The 16,451-nt window shown below is 74.6% G+C and carries 7 protein-coding genes; 2 read left to right on the top strand and 5 right to left on the bottom strand.

Features of this window, described 5'->3' with window-relative positions:
* Positions 1-2 precede the first annotated feature (2 nt).
* Together K7G60_RS22965 and K7G60_RS22960 are read right to left on the bottom strand one after the other, a co-directional pair.
* A complete protein-coding gene (locus K7G60_RS22965; protein ID WP_225802812.1) occupies positions 3-5,411 on the bottom strand; it encodes a trypsin-like peptidase domain-containing protein in 5,409 nt (1,802 codons plus the stop codon).
* Positions 5,412-5,598: 187 nt separating this feature from the next.
* The gene (locus tag K7G60_RS22960) at positions 5,599-6,501 is read right to left on the bottom strand and encodes a DNA/RNA non-specific endonuclease (protein WP_225802811.1); all 903 of its coding nucleotides are present in this window, start codon (positions 6,499-6,501) and stop codon (positions 5,599-5,601) included.
* Between the two features lie 246 nt (positions 6,502-6,747).
* On the opposite strand from K7G60_RS22960, the gene K7G60_RS22955 reads away from it, so the two are divergent.
* Both K7G60_RS22955 and rox read left to right on the top strand, forming a co-directional pair.
* The gene (locus tag K7G60_RS22955; RefSeq protein WP_225802810.1) at positions 6,748-7,557 is read left to right on the top strand and encodes a caspase family protein; all 810 of its coding nucleotides are present in this window, start codon (positions 6,748-6,750) and stop codon (positions 7,555-7,557) included.
* 204 nt (positions 7,558-7,761) lie between these two features.
* Positions 7,762-9,198, top strand: coding sequence for a rifampin monooxygenase (rox, locus tag K7G60_RS22950; protein WP_225802809.1), 1,437 nt, complete (start codon positions 7,762-7,764; stop codon positions 9,196-9,198).
* 246 nt (positions 9,199-9,444) lie between these two features.
* Here the strand turns inward: rox and K7G60_RS22945 are convergent, their stop codons facing one another.
* The 3 genes from K7G60_RS22945 to K7G60_RS22935 form a co-directional block, all read right to left on the bottom strand.
* A complete protein-coding gene (locus tag K7G60_RS22945) occupies positions 9,445-12,450 on the bottom strand; it encodes a LuxR family transcriptional regulator (protein ID WP_225802808.1) in 3,006 nt (1,001 codons plus the stop codon).
* Between the two features lie 227 nt (positions 12,451-12,677).
* Entirely contained in the window at positions 12,678-14,444 is a 1,767-nt protein-coding gene (locus K7G60_RS22940; protein ID WP_374115665.1) for a S8 family serine peptidase, read from the bottom strand.
* A 686-nt stretch (positions 14,445-15,130) separates the two neighbouring features.
* Positions 15,131-15,997, bottom strand: a complete 867-nt coding sequence (locus tag K7G60_RS22935) for a GNAT family N-acetyltransferase (protein WP_225802807.1) — start codon at positions 15,995-15,997, stop codon at positions 15,131-15,133.
* Positions 15,998-16,451 lie beyond the last annotated feature (454 nt).

Genomic DNA, 16,451 nt, shown 5'->3' with positions numbered 1-16,451 from the left:
GCTCACCTCGGTTCCGCGTTCGCTTTCCCCCGGACCGGCCGCCCCGACTGGGCCGCCATGATCTCCTCGTACAACTCGGGCCGGAACTCCCGCAGATGGGCCAGGATGCCGCTCATCTGGGTGCCCACGTTCACGAACCGCGTCCGGGCGCCCTGGAACTCGACCTCGTCCACCTTCCGCGTCCCCCGGTGCAGCCCCACGACCGTCCAGTCGTCGAGGCAGACCGGGGAGCCGGAGGAACCGCCCCGGGTGTCGGTGAAGTACAGGATGTCGTGCTCGTCCGCCCGGTAGACCAGGTTGTTGCGGAGCGCGACCCGCTTCGGGAGCCCGCCCGGGTGCTGGATGATGTTGACCGGGACGCGCTGCCGCTCCCCGACGAGCAGCGGCCGGGTGGCGATCCGCAGCGTCGGCCGCTCCTCCTGGCCGACGGAGAGCCGCACGATCGCGTAGTCGAGCGCCGCGTCCCAGGCCGCGAGTTCGCCCGCCGTCGCCTCCGGCGCGCCCGCCGCGTCCTCGACGAAGTCGAAGCGGGAGCGCGACATGAGCGCCTGGAGCCGCAGGTCCTCGTCGCTCACGTACGGCCGGACGCCCGACTCCCACGAACGGGCCATCACCACGTGGTGGTTGGTGATCAGCAGTCCGGGGGCGATCATCCAGCCGGTGCCGCCGTGCGGGTACGAGGGGAGGAGCGGCGCGCCCGACTCGTACGGCGGGATCCGCAGCAGCGCGACGGAGGCACCGGCCCGGATGCCGCCCTGCAGGAACCCGTACGGCACGGTGTCGTCCTGGAGGACGATCTCCTCCTTCATCTCCCCGGGCATCATCTCCGCCGGGAGCTCCGCCTCGCCGGTGATCGCACGGGCCACGGCGTCCAGGGCGCCCTGGAGGACGGCGCGCGGGCCCGGCTCACGGGTCTGCTCGACCGCGTTGTGCAGCCAGATCTCCAGGGGCACCAGACCGTCCAGGAGCCGCTCGACCTGGTTCATCGCGTCGAGGTCGGCGTGCGTCTGCTCCCGGGGGTCCGCCAGCGGTTCGAGCGTGGCCGTGAAGTAGCCGGGGACGCCCTTCAGCAGCGCGGGGCGCAGGGCCCGGTCGGCGAGCCCCGCCTCCATGGCGGCGTTGCGGACCCGGACCAGCTCCTCCTGCGGCAGGAACGGCACCTTCCGGAGTGCGGCCCCGGCGGCGTTCGGCGGCGGGCGGGTCCACAGACCGGTGCCTCCCTGCCGGGGACGGCCCCACCGGCCGGTGCCTCCCCGCGGGGAGCGCGGACCGGTTCCCGGGTCCGCGTCGCGTCCGGTCGCGTCGGCTCCGGGCGGAGGTTCCCCGTGAGGGACGGCTCCCGGCGGCGCCGGGCCCGTGTCCATCGCGGCGGCCACCCCGGTCAGCAGGTCCCCGCTGCCGTCCCGGAGGGCCAGCGCCTGCCGGGCGACGCTGTCCAGGGTGCCGCGCCGCCGCGCCTCCCGCAGGTCCCGCTCGATCCGCTCCAGGTCCGGGCGGTCCGCGCCGGGGGAGGGCACGGACCCGGGGGCCGCGCCGGGGGAGGGCGCGGACCCGGCGGCGGACTCCAGGATGCGGGTCAGCGGCCCGCGCAGGCCGGGCTCGTCGGTGAGGGTGGCGTCGATCCAGTGGGCCAGCTCCGTCACCACCGCCTCCTCGTCCGCCGGGAGCCCCACGAGCCGCAGCGTGTGCTCCAGGAGCCGGGGGTCCGCCCGGTAGGCCGCGGCCGCCGCCGTACGGGCCAGGGAGGGCTGCTGGGCCAGGTCCTCGTCCGGCATCCCGCGCAGCGTCCGGGCCAGGCGCTCCTCCGCCGGGGCGGTGTCGACGTCCGCGAGCGCGGCGAGACGCGACCGGGCGACCAGGACCCCCAGCGACTCGTAGCGCAGCCCGAGGCCCGCTGCGATCTCCTCCGCCTCCTGGAGGTCGCGGTCCGCCCCCGCGAAGTCGCCCGTGTCCTGGGCGAGCCGGGCCGACAGCTGGAGCAGTTCGAGCTGGGTCTCCGCGCACCCGGCCTCCTCCGCCCGGTCCACGGCCCGCTCGGCGCCCTCGCGCGCCTCCGCCGTCCGTCCGGAGCGGGCGAGCGTCTCGGCGAGCAGCGCGTGCAGCCTGCTGCACGGCGTCCACGGCCGCCGCTCCGAGAGCCGCTGGCCCGCGGCCTCCACGTATCCCTGGGTGAGCAGGTCCTCGACCTCGCGCGCCGCGATCCGCTCCCAGTCCTCCTGGTCGGCCTCGGTCATGATCTGGTCGGGCACGTGGCCGCCGATCCGGCCGAGGAGGAACGCCGCCGAGCGGTGCGCCATCTCCCGGTACGTCGCCCCGCCCAGGTAGGGCGCGACGCCCGGCTCCCAACGGGCCTCCACCGTCCGTGGGTTCTCGCCGAGCCGGAGCCGGTGGTAGATCTCCTCCGCGCGCTCCCGGGGCCCCTCGCGGGCCGCGTAGTACGCGACGGCCCTCCGGTCCACCGCCCGCATCAGGTCGGTCCGCGCGCTGTCCGAGAGGCGCAGCATGATCGCCCGCAGATCGGTCCGGTGCCGGATGGCCTCCGGTCCCGCCGACTCCATCAGGTCGACCCTGGAGGTGAGCAGCCCGTAGAGCCGCCGGGCCTCGCCGGGGGTGTCGACGCGCAGTCCCGCCGGCCCGGCCAGGACCTCCCGGATCAGGTCGGGGGTGATGAAGCGGAGGGCCAGACCCGCCTGCACGAGGGCCCGGACGTCGTCCTCCGCGATGTGCTTGAGCAATCGGTCGTACAGTGTGCCCTGGATCAGCATCTGGTCGACCTGTCGGTCGAAGTAGCGGCGCCGGGAGGGCAGTCCGCGCAGCAGTTCGCCGAGCGAGGAGGAGCCGGCGCCCAGGACGGCCGCCGTCCGCGCGGCCAGTTTGAGGCTCAGCGGATGGCCGCCGATCCGGTCGGCGAGGTCCTCGGCGAGCGGCTCGTCGGCCACCCCGGAGGACATCAGCAGGTCCACGGAGGCCTCGTGGTCCAGCTCGGTCAGCTCCATCGTGCGCGGGGTCAGGACCCTGGCCGGATGGTCGATCGGCGCGCGCCCGGAGACGATGAACCGAAGCCGTGAGTAGGCCGCCCGCAGGGCCGTCCAGACGGCCCACATGCGGGCGATGACGGGCGAGCCCCGGTACTGGGCCTCCTCGAAGGAGTCGACGACCACGAGCAGCGGCGGACGCTGCTCGCCCGGCGCCGGGCGGACGGCCTCCGCGACCAGGGACGCGACCCGGTGGGCGAGCTCCTGCTCGCGGGCGCTGGCCCGGGCGTGGAAGTCGGACGAGTAGTCGCGGCCGAGCGTCGCCCGGGTGCCGGCCAGCCGGGAGAGCTCGTCGAGTTCGTTGCGCTCGCCGCGCTGGAGTGCCGCCGTCCGCTCGCACTCGTCCGCGAGCTCCTCGAAGGCCGCGCGGTGGGCCGGATGGTGGACGCCCAGCTGCCGTGCCATCTCCGCGAGCACGGTGGCGGGTTCGTGGATGGACAGCGTCGGGCGCGCGAAGTCGATGTGGGCGAAGGGGAATCCGGCCGGGCCGGCCGCGTCGAGCGCGTCGACGAGGAACTTGGCGAGCAGGGTGCTCTTGCCGATGCCCCCGACGCCGTGCAGGAGGACGGGCGGTTCCGCCGGCTCCTCGGGCAGCGCGAGGTAGGCGTGCAGGGCGTCGAGTTCGGCGGTGCGACCGTGGAAGGTCCCCCGGACGAGGCGGCGCATCGGCTGGAGGAGCCGGGCCCGCTCCAGGCGCTGCTGCACCTCGTCGACCCCGGGCAGTCCGGTCACGCCCGGGACCCGCCTCAGCCAGAGCGTGGCCTGCAGCGCGTCGGAGAGCGCCTCGACCTCGTCGTGGGAGTCGGCGTCCGGGTCCGCCGGCTCCGTCCCGGCCGGCTCCGTCCCCGTCGGCGGCAGACCCGCGCCCGTCAGCAGGGCGAGGGCCGTGCGCTCCGGTCCCGGGCCCTCGGGCCGGAGGCCGATGTTGGTCCGCAGGGCGCGCAGGGCGGCGCCGGGGCCCGCGAGGCCGGTCAGCGCCGCGTCGCGGATCTCGGGCTTGAGCGTCCACACGGTGGCCCCGGGCGCCGGCAGGGCCGTGCAGTCGTCGACGAGCTCCAGGACGGCCCGCCCGGTGGCCTGCTCCTCGTCGGCGAGCCTGAGCCGCGCGGGGTCGAACTCCTGGAGCAGACAGGCCGCCTCGCGGTAGGACCTGCGCAGATCGGGCAGGGCGGCGGCGGGGGCGGCGAGGCCGGTGCGCAGCGCGTCCCGCAGCACGTGACCGGCCTCGCCCGGCGGCGGTGACGTCGGCGGGAGCGTCCGGTGGAGCCGTACGACGTCCTCCACGGCCGCGCACAGCCGCCGCATGTAGCTGTCCTCCGAGGACGGCGACTCGACGGCCCGCAGCACTTCGGCCACGGCCGTCTCCGTGAGCTCGTGGACGGTCTCCTCCTGTGCGGCGGGGGCGGTGTCGGTGAAGAACTCCCGGAAGAACGACCGCAGATCGCCCTCGTCGGCGAGGCGGGTCGTGTCCCGGCACTCGTTCTTGCGGATCTCGTACGGGAGTTGCCGCATGGTCGTCGCGTAGCCGAGCAGGACGAGGCGGGGCACGGTCTCGGCGCGGACCGGGGTGTGCTCGTAGATCGCCCGCGCGAGGACGCCGATGCAGTCCCACACGTCCGAGTGCGGGTCTAGCCGGTCACAGTCGTCGAGGACCAGCCAGAAGCGGTCCTCGGCGGCGGTCGCCCGGGCGACGATCCGGTGCGCTGCGTCCTCGAGACAGGGCAGTGGGTCGTTCAGCCGTGTGGGGTCCGGCGGGACCCGGTCGCCCTCCGGGCCCGCCACGAAGGCCGAGATCCGCTCCATCAGCCGCGCCGCCGTGGACGTGCGGGAGAGCGTGACCCGGACCGGCCGGAAGCCGCAGTGCTGGCCGAGGTGGCGGATCAGCTCGTACGTGTAGGAACGGCCGCTGTCCGGGGGGCCGTCGACGACGAACACCGTCTGCTCCGGGTCGGCCAGGAAGCCCCGGAGCTTCTCGCGCAGCTCGCTCCGGTCCAGGAACACCTCCGTGCCGTGCTTCAGGAGCGTGCTGTGGAACGGGTCCCGGGGGGAACGTCGCAGCCGCTCGTCCTCCCGCAGCCGCGTCAGCAGGTTCCGGGCCTCGGCGCCCTGCTCGAAGCCGTGCGGATCGTCGATCGCGGCCAGCGCGTCGAGACCGGCGAGCACGGAGAGCAGCCGGCGCTGGTGGGCGATGTCCCGGCGGGCCGCGGCGACCACGAGCAGGGCGTTCCGGCCGGCGTCCGGGGTGAGCGGCAGGTCCTCGACGAAGTCGGCCGGAAGGCCGGCGCGCAGCAGCCGGACCCGTGGCTCGGGGGTGTCGAGGAGGTGGTCCCGCACCCAGCTGGCGACGAGCCCCCACTCCGTCTCGGTGAGCGGCATACCGCACCTGCCCGGCGCTCTTCGCGCAGCGCCGGTCGCTCCGGCGCCGGACCTGACAGATCAGTCGTGACCGGTCATGTCGGTCGTGACCGGACGTGAACGGTCGAGGCCAGACGAACTGGCTGATCTCTCTCATCGTTTCACTGGCAGGGGACGGTCGCAATCGCTGCTCACGGCCCCGCCGGCGTCAGGGGTGCAGCACCATGTCCGCGTACGACTCCAGGCGCCGCCAGCGCTCCTCCGGGGTGCGGAAGACCGGCATCACGTCCACGTCCGGCAGCGGACCGAACTCCAGCTCGGTGATCTCGGCGACGTCCGAGACGGGCACCTGGTACGTGCGGAACGGGCCCAGCGGCGGCGGCGCGCCGGCCGTGGCCCCGGCCAGCGCCCGCTCGGCGTCCCGGGACAGGTCGGGGCTCTGGTCGAGGACGTACGCGGCTGCGGCGAGCGCCCCGTCCTGGATGAAGGCGGCCACCTTCCAGAACCGCATCGGCACCTGCACCCCGCGGTACGGCGGGTCGGAGTCCTGGAGCACCGGGCCGGTGAGGACCGACAGCTTCCGGTCGTACTCGGCGGCGTGGTCGAGCAGGTGGTTCTCCAGGCCCTGCCAGAGCTGCTTGCCCTGGTTGAAGACGTCCGACTGGGGAGCGGCGTTGGTGAAGTGGAAGGTGTCCGTATTGGCCAGGGCCGCCACGGCGGGCGCGCCCCAGACCGGATCGAGCCGGCGGACCAGGTGCCCCCGGTCGAGGCTGTTGTTCCGGTAGATCTCGTCGCCCGCCTGCTGCTCCTCCGGCAGCCGGGGATCGAACTCCCAGACGTCCTCCCGGGGCATGTCCTCCACGAGGGCCCCGCCCTCGATGCAGACCGCGGTCGAGGCCGCGAGCCGCCGGTCGGGCCGGAAGACCACGGTGAAGTGGGTGTACGGCAGGATCACCGTCTCGATCGTGTCCCGGACCGGGAGCGCCAGCGGGACCACGGGGCCGAGGAAGGCCTCGTCGTAGCCGGAGCGGCCGGCGAGGGCGGCGCGGCGGGCGTCGGGTCCGGCGACGACGGGCGACGCGGGAGGGAGCGGAGGATCGGAAGGATTCATACGATGTAAGTACCGCGTGGAGGGGGTCGTGCTCGGCGCAGGACCACAGGCCACTCGATCAGCCGCCCCGGCGGCGCCGGACCCCGGCATCCCCGCCCCTGGCGCCCCCCTGTCACGGCAGCCCTTTCCCCCGGCGTTTCCTCAGCCCCGGCGTTTCCCGCCCCCCATTTTCCCCGGCATTCCCACCGTTCCCCGCCCCGGCTCTTCCGCCCCGGCATCCTTCCGCTCCGCACGAGGAGGCACCCCATGGCCACCGGACTCTCCCTGCACGTCGGACTGAACCGGGTCGACCCCGCCCGGTACGAGGGCTGGGCCGGCACCCTGATCGCCTGCGAGAACGACGCCCACGACATGGCACGGCTGGCCAGGACCGCCGGCTTCGAGACCACCACGCTGCTCACCCCGGACGGCACGGTCGCCAACGTCACCTCCGTGCTCCGCGAGGCCGCCGCCCGGCTGGTCCCCGGCGACATCCTGCTCTTCACCTACTCGGGCCACGGCGGCCAGGTCCCCGACGTCACGGGCTCCGACGACGAACCCGACGCCCTCGACGAGACCCTCGTGCTCTACGACCGCCAGTTCCTCGACGACGAGGTCCAGCAGGCCTTCCGCGCCTTCGCCGACGACGTGCGGATCGTCGCCCTCTTCGACTGCTGCCACAGCGGCAGCGGCATCGAACTCCCCGGCGGCGGGCCGGACGAGAGCACGGGCCGCTACATGCCGGAGCCGCGGCAGCGGCAGCTCTACGAGCGCGACCGGTCCTACCTCGAGGACCTCCAGCGGACCCTGGCGAAGGACGCCCCCGCCGACGGGACGGGCCACGACGCGCTCCTCGTCTCCGCCTGCCAGGACAACCAGGTCGCCGCCGACGGCGACGTCAACGGAGCCTTCACCGGGGCGCTGCTCCAGGTGTGGGACGAGGGCGCCTTCCGGGGCGACTACCGCACCTTCCACCGGCGCATCCAGCGCCGGCTGCCCCCGACCCAGAGCCCGAACCTCCATCTGACCGGCACCCCGGCCCCGGACTTCCTGAGCCAGCGCCCGTTCACCATCTGAGCGATCCGGTCCGGGCGATCCGATCCGAGTGATCCGGTCCGGGCGATCCGGAGGCGAAAGACCGGAGAAACGACAAAGGCAAGGAGGGACACCCTCTCCTTGCCACTCTCAAGATATAGCGCACCGGGGGCCTTGCGGCAAGGCCCCCGTCGTGCCGCAGAATCCCCGTTCGAAGCGAGGAACCACGGAAAACGGGGCGTACTGATGATTGACGTGATCGTGGTCGGCGGCGGACCGACCGGTCTGATGCTGGCGAGCGAACTGCGGCTGCACGACGTCCGCGTGGTCGTCCTGGAGAAGCTGGCCGAGCCGACCCGGGAGTCCCGCGGCCAGGGCCTGCACGCGCGCAGCGTCGAGATGATGGACCAGCGGGGCCTCCTGGAGCGGTTCGCCGCGGTCAGCGAGAGGTTCCAGGTCGGCGGCCTCTTCGGCGGCGTGATGAAGCCGTGGCCGGAGCGGCTGGACACGGCCCACCCGTACGGCCTCGCCACGCCGCAGCCCGTCACCGAGCGGCTGTTGAACGAGCGCGCGCTCGAACTCGGCACGGAGATCCGGCGCGGTGCCGAAGTGGTCGGGATCGGCCAGGACGAGGACGGGGTGACCGTCGAGCTCGCGGACGGCACCGCACTGCGCTCCCGCTACGTCGCCGCGTGCGACGGCGGCCGCAGCACGGTGCGCAAGCTGCTCGGCGTCGGTTTCCCCGGCGAGCCCGCCACCGTCTGGACGCTCCTCGGCGACATGGAGGTGACCGCCGACCCGGAGACGATCGCCTCCGTCGTCGCGGAGGTCCGCAAGGCGCAGCTCCGGTTCGGCGTCACCCCGCTCGCGGACGGCGTGTGCCGCGTCGGCGTGCCCGCCGACGGGGTGGCCGAGGACAGCGCGGGCGCGCCGACGCTGGACGAGTTCAAGAGGCGACTGCGGGCCGTCGCCGGCACCGACTTCGGCGTGCACTCGCCCCGCTGGCTGTCCCGCTTCGGCGACGCCACCCGGCAGGCCGAGCGCTACCGGGTCGGCCGGGTGTTCCTGGCCGGCGACGCGGCGCACATCCACCCGCCGACCGGCGGCCAGGGCCTCAACCTCGGGGTCCAGGACGCCTTCAACCTCGGCTGGAAGCTGGCCGCCGCGGTCGCCGGCTGGGCGCCGGAGGGACTGCTCGACACGTACGAGGCCGAACGGCACCCGGTCGCCGCCCGCGTCGTGAAGAACACCCGCGCGCAGATGACGCTGCTCGGCACCGACCCCGGGGCGACCGCGCTGCGGGAGCTGTTCTCGGAGCTGATGGACCTCGAGGAGGTCAACCGGTACGTGACCGGCATGATCACCGCCGTCGACGTCCGCTACGACCTCGGCGAGGGCCATGAACTCCTCGGCCGGCGGCTGAGGGACGTGACGCTGAAGCGGGGAAGGCTGTACGAGCTGACGCACGGCGGCCGCGGACTGCTGCTCGACCAGACCGGCCGGCTCTCGGCGGAGGGCTGGGCGGACCGCGTCGACCACGTCGTCGACGTCAGCGAGGAACTGGACGCCCCCGCCGTGCTGATGCGGCCGGACGGCCACGTGGTGTGGGTCGGCGAGGACCAGGAGGAGCTCCGGGGCCGCCTGGCCGAGTGGTTCGGCGCCGCGACGGCCCGAACCGCGTGACGGCGCCCCGACGGGCGGTCCGGTCGACCGGACCGCCCGTCGGACGGGTGTCGGTCCGTCGCGCCTCGCCTAGGGCGTGCCGGCGGGCGGGGGCCGATCCGTCGCGCCTCGGGCTTCGGGGCTTCGGCGCGGGCCTGTCGTGGGCAGGGCCTTCGGGTGGGGCGGGGCGGGGCGGGCTCGTGCCGGCGGAGCGGTCGTGCGGGATGCGGGGCCACCGGGGCGCGGGGGGCGGCGTACCGCCGTCCGTCACGGGCGCAGGGCCGTCGCCAGCTGGGCGCGGGAGCGGACGTCGAGCTTCTGGTAGATGCGGGTCAGCCGCGCCTCCACCGTCTTCACGCTCAGGTACAGCTTCGCCGCCGCCTCCTGGTTGCTCGCCCCCTGGCCCACGAGGCGGGCCAGCCGCAGCTCCGCCTCCGTCAGCGACGAGAGCGCGGAGACCGACTCCTCGCCGCCGGCCCCGGGACCGGTGCCCTCGCCCGCCGGCGTCTCGCTCGCCAGGGCCAGCCACGGAGCCGCCCCCGCCCGCTCGAAGACCGAGGCCGCCTCGTGCAGGGCCGTCTGCGCCGCCGACCGACGCCGGCGACGGCGCTCGACCCGGGCCAGGGCGATCAGCACGCGCCCCCGCTCCAGCGGCAGCCCGGCCCGGCCGAAGCTCTCGGCCGTACGGGTGAGCAGCTCGGCCGCCTCGTCCGTACGTCCCTCCGCCGCCAGGCACAGCGCGTACGCCCGGTCGCAGCCCAGCAGGACCGTGGACCGGCCCAGGCGCTCCGCCACCGGCCGCACCTCCGCCAGGAGCGCCAGGGCCTCGTCGGCCTCGTCCTGGGCGAGCAGCGCCTCGGCCAGCTCCTCGTGCCAGCGCAGCATCGAGGGGTCCACCGTCGACTGGGCGCGCTCGTCGGCCTGGACCCGCCGCAGCGTCTCCAGGGCGGTGGCGACGTCACCGGTGATCAGCTGGACGCGGCCGAGCGCGTACCGGCTGCGGGAGAGGAAGACGCGGTCGCCCTCCTCCTCCGAGGCCTGCACGCTCCGGCGCGCGTAGCTCGCGGCCCGCGCGAAGCTGCCGCCGGCCGTCTCCGCGAGCGCCAGGGTGTACCAGGCGGGGCCGGGGGAGAGGCCGGCCTCCAGGGTGAGGGCGAGCGCCTGCCCCGCGTGCGAGAGCGCGGCCGCGCAGGCACCCCGGCGGGACTCGATCGCGGCCAGCGTGGAGAACAGCTCGATCGTGTCCTCCACCGAGCCGCGCCGCTGGACCAGGGGCAGGAGCGCGTTCAGCTCGTCCCGGGCGTCGTTCAGCCGGTCGTCGAAGAGGGCGTGACGGATCGTCAGGATCTGGGCGGCGTTCCGGATGCCGAGCGGACGCTCGGACAGCTCCAGGGCGCGGGCCTGGGCGAGCACGGCCTCGGCGTCCGGGGTGCCGAGGGCCCGCTCCATCCGCGCCTGCACGGTCAGGGCCTGCGCCGCCAGGCGGGGATCGCCCATCGAGGAGGCCAGCGCGGCCGATTCGACCGCCGCCGTCCGCGAGCGCTCCGGATCGCCGTCCGCGAGCACGTACTTGACGGCGAGCCGCAGCTGCACCGCGGCCCGCAGGGCGGTGTCCCCCTCGGAGTCCTCCATGGCGTGGACGTACATCTCGTCGAGCCCGGTGAGCCCCTGGCCCGCCGTGTCGAGCACGGCGAGCCGCGCCCTGACCCGGTCGGACGGCCCCGCGTCCCGGGCGAGCAGATCGGTGGCGGCCCGCATCGCGAGGTCGGCGCGGGCGGCGCGGGCGGCCTCCTCGGCGGCGTCGACCAGCCGCGTGATCCGCCGGGTCCCGTGCCGGCCGGGCGTCGACTCGGCGGCGAGCATGGCCAGTTCGGCGGCGAGCGCGCTGTTGCCGCGCCGCCGGGCCAGTTCGGCGGCGGCCGCGACCTCGGCGGCGAGCTCCTCGTCCGGCCGCTCGGTGGCCAGCGCCCGGTGCCGTACCGCCTCGACGGGGTCGTCCACGACCTCGGCGAGGGCCGCGTGCCCGGCGCTCCGCTCGGCCCAACCGGCGTCGTGCACCAGGGTGGAGGGCAGCAGTCCGGCGGTGAACGTCACCGAGCCGTCCTCGGAGAGCGACACCAGGTCGGCCCGCTCGGCGGCGGCGAGGTCCGCCTCCGCGGTGGGCCGCCCGGCCCGCCGCACCAGCGTGGCGGAGGGACGCAGCGCGAGCGCGGCGAGCAGCAGCGTCTCGCGCACGGCGGGGGGCGCGGCGCCCAGGAGCTGGCGGGCGAGGTCGCGGGCGCGCCCGGAGAGCGTCAGCGCCTCCGCGTGGTGCACCGGGGTCCGCGCGTCGGCGAGGGAGCGGCCGACGGCGAGCGCGAGCCGTGGATTGCCGCCGCTCGCGCGGTGGATGCGGCCGGCCATCCGGGAGGGCAGCCGGTGGTGGATGAGGAGTTCGGCGATCTCGTCGGCCTGCAGGGGCGGGACGCGCAGCACGTCCGCCTCGGACGGCACCCAGAGGTGCGCGGCGTGCGGGTCCTCGGGACGGTGGCTCTCGCGGTGCGGCTCATGGGTCTCGGCGTACGGCTCCGGGGTCTCCACCGCGACCACCCGCAGCGTGGGCGGGGCCAGATGGAGGGCGAACCGGAGCAGGTCCGCGCTGTCCGCGTCGACGTGCTGCACCCCGTCGACGACGAGCAGCACCGGGCCGCGGCAGGTCAGGGCCCGCAGGATCCGGGCGATGCCGAGGCGCAGCGCGATCGGGTCCCAGCCGCCGGCGTCGATCGGCGCCTCGCGGCAGAGCATGGCGACGGCGGTGCGCTGGGGGCCCGGCAGCTGGTCGAAGACGCCGGAGGAGAAGATCCCGGAGTTGAGCACGCCGGAGGTGAGGATCCCGGAGGCGAGCGAGCCGGGGGAGAGGGGCCCGGAGGCGAGCGCGCCCGCGGCGGCCTGCTCGGCTCCGGACGCTCCGGATCCGTAGGGCTCGGCGGCGGGGACGGGAGGTTCGGGGCGGCTGGTGCCGAGCCCCGGCCAGGTGACGGTCGCCGCCACCGAGGCCACCAGCGCCGCGGCCGCGGCCCCGGGTATCTCGCGGTCGGACGGCAGGGTCGCGAGCCACAGCACGGTTTCGCCGCGCGCCTCCGCGCGGGCCGCCTCGGCGAGCGCGACCTCGGTCTTGCCGACGCCGGCGGGGCCGGTGAGCAGGGCGCGGCCCCGGGTGTGCAGCGCGCGTTCGAGACGGGTGAGGAGTTCCTCCCGGCCCACCGGAGCAGGGCTCTGCGGAGCTGTCGTCACTGTCCACCACCTCCGGCCCCTCGGGGCCCGGCCCATGAACCCCGTGCGCAGAGGATACGGAGCCCACCGGCACAGTCCAGGCCCCTTGTCCGGCATACGGACAGGGGGCCTGGGGTGGACGCGCTCCCACCACGCCAGAACGCGCCAGTGGTGTATACCACTGACGCGTTGCTGACCAGCAATGATGCTGATGTGGGGGGTGGTTCAGAGGTGCTGCGGGCGGTGCGTCAGAAAGTGAGGCTCCACGAGTCGATGTAGCCGGTGTCACCCGAGGCCACATCGCGGACCTGCAGCTTCCAGGTGCCGTTGGCGAGCTCGCTCGACGCGTCGACCGTGTAGGTGGTCAGGACGTTGTCGGCGCTGTCCGAGGAGGACGAGGTCTTCAGGTTGCGCACCGTGCCGTCGGGGGCGACCAGGTCGATGACCAGGTCTCCGCGCCAGGTGTGCTTGATGTCCACGCCGACCTTGAGGGTGGCGGGAGCGTTGCCCGTGAGACCGGTGACGGCGATCGAGGACGACACGGTGGTGTTGTCGGAGATCGTGACGTTCGTCGCGTTGGAGAAGACGGTGCCGGACGGCGGGGTGGTGTTGAGGACCGAGTCCACGGCCTTCGTCGCGTCGGCGATGCCGGTGCCGCAGCCGCCGGTGCAGGTGCCGGGCAGCGGGCGGGCGGTGTTCTTGATCGCGGACTCGATCTCGGCCGGGGTGAGCGTGCTCTTGGCCGACTTCAGCAGGGCGGCGAGGCCGGCGATGTGCGGCGCGGCCATCGAGGTGCCCTGGTAGGGCTTGTAGTTCTCGGTCGACTGCACCGTGGTGCCCGAGTTCAGCGTGGAGTAGATCGCGTTCTCGGGGGTGGTGACGGTGCCGGGCGTGTCGGTGGCGTTGCGGGTCTCGCCGCCGGGCGCGGCCACGTCCACGATGGTGCCGTAGTTGGAGTAGTACGACCGGGCGCCGGCGCGGTTGGTCGACGCCACGGTGATGACGCCGGAGCAGTTCGCCGGGGTGAAGCCGGAGGCGTTGGCGTTGCTGTTGCCCGCGGCGACGACGACCGTGGTGCCGCGGGAGACGGCGCCGTTGATCGCGGTCTGGTAGACGCTCGGGCAGGTGGAGCTCGCGCCGCCCAGGCTCAGGTTGATGACCTTGGCCGGGTTCGGGTTGGCCGGGACGCCCGGCACGGAGCCGCCGGAGGCCCAGGTGATCGCGTCGGCGATGTCGGAGGACGAGCCGCCGCACTTGCCGAGCACGCGCACGGGCTGGATCTTCGCGTTGTACGCGATGCCCGCGATGCCCTTGGTGTTGTTCGTGACGGCGCCGATGGTGCCGGCCACGTGGGTGCCGTGCCAGGAGGAGGTGGAGGCCTTGGAGCCGGTGCCGCACTCGCCGTCGGTGGCGTTCCAGTCGCCCTCGTCCTTCGCGTCCGCGTCGCGGCCGTTGCCGTCGCGGGCGTCGGCGGAGGTCGAGATGAAGTCGTAACCGGCGATGACGTTGGACGCCAGGTCCGAGTGGGCCGCGTAGCCGGTGTCGATGACGGCGACGGTGACGCCGGAGCCGGTCGTCTTGTCCCAGGCCGCGGGAACGTTCATGCCGCCGGTGGCCTCGAAGAGGTCCCACTGCTTGGCGTAGTCGGTGTCGTTCGGGGTGACCGCCATCGCGTAGGCGCGGATGTCGGGCTCGACCGAGGCGACGGCCGGGTCGGCGCGGAACGCGTCCATGACCTCGGCGACGTCCTGCTTGGTGGCCTCGTCGCCCAGGTCGACGAGGGCGCCACCGCCGGCGAGGCGGCGCTCGAAGGAGAGCTTCTCGCCCGTCTTCGCGGCCTTCTCCGCCGTGTCGCTCTTCGCGGCGGCGTTGGAACCGGCCTCGGCGGTCCGGTTCTTGTAGGTGACGATCACCTTCTCGACGGGGGCGCTGGGCAGCGTCCCCATCGCCTGCGAAGCCGGAGCCGGCTTCGGGCTGGCAGCGACCGGGGTGGCGGCGAACGCCCCGGAAGTCATGGCAGCGGCACCGAGGATCGCGGCGCTCGCGACCACGGATATGACTCTCCGCCTGGAACCGTTCAAGGTGTGGCCCTTTCAAGTACGACGTAACTGCGGAGCAGTGGCGGCGGCGCGGGGACACACGGGGCGAAGTGGGGTCGCGTCCGCAGTTCCCTGGGCTTGGGGGGCCCGTGCGCCGCCACCGGCGCGACGACCCGGGTCAAGGCCGCCACCGGCGGACAGCACCCTCCGCATGCACCTGTCACGGTGCGCTCGGGGGATGATATCTGCCGGTGCGGAGGACAGTAGGGAACGGGGGGGTGAACCCGATACGGGGAAAACCCTTGTCACCCCTCAGGGGGCGGTGGGGGTCCGGGGAGGGGAGGGGGGTGAGGGGCGCGCGGGGACTGGGCAGGGACTGGGCGGGAGCCGAGTGGGGACTGGGCCGGAGCTGAGTGGGAACTGGGCGGGGCGGAGCCTGGGGCTGGGGCCTGCGGCGGAGGCCGTGAGGGCCCTGGGTGAGGGTGCGGGGAGGCTGTGCGGAGCCTTGGAGGGGCGCGGAGAGGGCTCGGTGAGGCTGCCGGTCGGGTGAGGTGGTCGGCTCGGGCAGGCTGCCGGTCGGGTGAGGTGGTCGGCTCGGGGAAGTCACCGACTCGGGGCCGGTTCCTCCCCGCCTCCCCTTGCCGGCGCGGAGGGCGGCGGGGTCAGCCGAGTTCGAGGGTGGTGACGCCGAAGACGCGCTCCCGTGCGACGGGACGGACCGGGCCGGTGTACATCCGGGCCGTCTCGAACGTCGGCTCCAGGCCGCGCTCCTGGGCCAGCCGGGCCGCCGCCGGATTCGTCTCCGGCATGTCGACCGCGATCCGGGGCGCGCCGAACTTCCGCGCCTCGGCGGCGAGCCCGTCGAGCAGGGCCGCCGCGTCCGCCGGGGTGTCCGCGAACAGCGGCCCCACCCGGGCCTCGTCCTCGGCGGGACGAACCACCCCGTATCCGGTCAATCGGCCATCGGTCACGCGCGCCAGCGCCCGATGGCCGGGGGTGGTCAGCCAGGCGTTCAGGAACCGGGGCCTGTCGGCGTGGTGGCAGAGGCCGTCGTACGCGGCGAGGGCGGCCCGATCGATCTGCTCGGCGGCCACGAGGCCGGTCACGGGGCGGTCGGGAGCCGGGACCTCGCCCACGTACCGCGCGGTGCGGTAGGCGGTGACGAAGCCGGAGCGCCGGTAGTTGTCCTGCTGGTCCGGCACCCCGTCGAGCCCGACGGCCCGGTCGCCGGCGTGGGCGAGCGCGGCCCGCCAGGTGGCCAGTCCGTACCCGAGGCCGCGGAGTTCGGGGCGGACGAGGTAGAAGCCGAGGAAGGCGTAGGAGTCGTCGTAGTCGACGACCGAGACGGCGGAGACGGGCTCCCCGTCGATCCGGCCGAGGAAGAAGCCGGCGGGGTCCTGGGCGAAGAAGGCCGGAACGTCGGAGAGTCCGGGATTCCACCCCTCCTCGGCGGCCCAGGACCGCACGAGCGCCCACTCCTGCGGCGTGGCGGACGAGACGGACAGGGAACCGGAGGGGGCGGAGGCCATGGGGTGTCCTTCGACGGCCGGGGGCGGGCGGACGCCCGGGGGTCGGAACCCGGGCAAAGCGCGCCGAGCATAACGTCGCGCCGGGCCCTGCCGATCGATTCCGGCCGCGCGACGCCCCACCCGTGTGGACCCGCGCCCGGCTGGGCGGTGCCCTGGCCAGCCTCCGTGTGGGCGGTCGTCCCGCTGGGGCAAGGGGGGACCCCCCTTGCCCCAGCGGGACGACCGCCCACAACGGACGACGAGGCGCGGAACGGCCGCCCACAACGGGGGCGGGGGCGCCGCTTCAGTGGACCAGCCGCAGGCGGGAGGGCGCCACGGCGAGGCGGACCGTCTGGCCCCAGGTCAGTTCGAGGGCGTCCGACTCGACGCCGTCGCCGAAGGCGACCAGGCGGTCCGACTCGACGGTGAGCCGCAGCCCCCGCCCCGCCTCCAGGAGGCCTTCGACGCGGGTGGT

The sequence above is a fragment of the Streptomyces sp. NK15101 genome (assembly GCF_020400725.1).
Lineage (GTDB): Bacteria > Actinomycetota > Actinomycetes > Streptomycetales > Streptomycetaceae > Streptomyces.
Note: the sequence above shows the minus strand (reverse complement) of the source record. Positions and strands in the feature narration are given on the sequence as shown.